Origin of the sequence: Dietzia sp. CQ4, assembly GCF_014145125.1 — a bacterium.
GTDB lineage: Bacteria > Actinomycetota > Actinomycetes > Mycobacteriales > Mycobacteriaceae > Dietzia > Dietzia natronolimnaea.
Genome location: NZ_JAALDZ010000414.1, coordinates 1 through 1,312, shown reverse-complemented (window position 1 = coordinate 1,312; position 1,312 = coordinate 1). Strand labels below are relative to the sequence as shown.

The following is a 1,312-nucleotide window of genomic DNA, read 5'->3' as shown; positions in this document are numbered from 1 at the left end:
CGCGCGCCTTCTCTCCACCGGACAGGGTCGGGAAGGTCCGGGACCGCAGCGAGGAGGTGTCGGTGGCGGCCAACGACTCCTCGATGATCTCCTCGTCGTCGTTCCCCTCGGGCAGCGCCGCCCAGGGGGCGCGCCCCATCGCGACGATCTCCCGCACGGTGAAGGGGAAGGCGACCGAGTTGGCCTGGGTGAGCAGGGCCCGGCGGCGGGCGAGGTCGCCGAGACGCCACCGGTGTAGATCGGTGCCGTCGAGCACCGTGCGGCCGGAGTCCGGGTCGGTGTCCCCCGCCACCACGCCGAGGAGCGTGGACTTGCCCGCACCGTTGGGGCCCACCAGCGCCAGCACCTCGCCGGCGTAGACCTCCAGGTCGACCGCGTCGAGCAGGGTCCGGCCGCCGATTCGTACCGTGACGCGTTCGGCGGACAGCACCGGCACGCGTGGCCCGGTGACGCTCATCCCCAGCCTCCTGCGGTGCGACGGGTGCGGTGGAGGAGCCAGAAGAAGAACGGTCCGCCGACGGCGGCCGTCACCATCCCCAGTGGCAGTTCCGCGTAGTTCACGGCGGTGCGGGCGAGCAGGTCGGCCGCCAGCAGGCACACCGCACCACCCAGCGCCGACGCCGGAAGCAGCAGTCGGTGGCCCGGCCCGGCGATCATGCGGACGAGGTGCGGCACCACCAGGCCGACGAACGCGACGATGCCGCAGAAGCTCACCGCAGCGGCCGTGAGCAGGCCGACCAGCAGGATCGAGAAGACACGCAACCGCTCCACGTTGACGCCCAGGTGGCGGGCCGGGCGCTCTCCGAGCGCGAGCAGGTCCAGAGGTCGCGCCAGGCGCGCTGCCAGGACCAGTCCGAGCAACGCCAGAGGCGCCACGACCAGGACGTGCTCCCACCGGCTGCCGTTCAGGCTTCCCAGTTGCCAGAACACGATCTCCTCGCGGGCCTGGGTGTCGCCGAGGAACATGAGCAGCGCGAGCGCGGCTCCGGCGACGGCGTTCACGGCGATGCCGGTGAGGACCAGCGTGACCACCTCGGTCCTGCCGTTGCTCCGGCTGAACAGGTACACCGCGGTGGTGGTGATGATGCCGGCGACGAAAGCGCAGACGACGCTGGTCCAGGCACCGAAGGCGGTCAGCCCGAACACGATCGCCGCCGCGGCGCCCACGGCCGCCCCGGCGGACACCCCCACCACGCTGGGCTCGGCGAGCGGGTTGCCGAACGCGCCCTGCATGAGCGCTCCGGCCACCGCGAGGGCCGCTCCCACGACCATCGCCATGGCCACCCGCGGGAAGCGGACGCTCCACAGCGTG

General features: G+C 72.6%; 2 protein-coding genes. Both read right to left on the bottom strand.

What is annotated here, in order from left to right:
- Positions 1 to 457, bottom strand: a 457-nt coding sequence (locus G6031_RS18050; protein WP_182654023.1) for an ATP-binding cassette domain-containing protein, incomplete at its 3' end; no start/stop codon positions are given.
- The coding region (locus G6031_RS18045; protein WP_182654022.1) for an iron ABC transporter permease at positions 454 to 1,312 on the bottom strand (859 nt) is incomplete at its 5' end. The genes G6031_RS18050 and G6031_RS18045, both read right to left, overlap by 4 nt.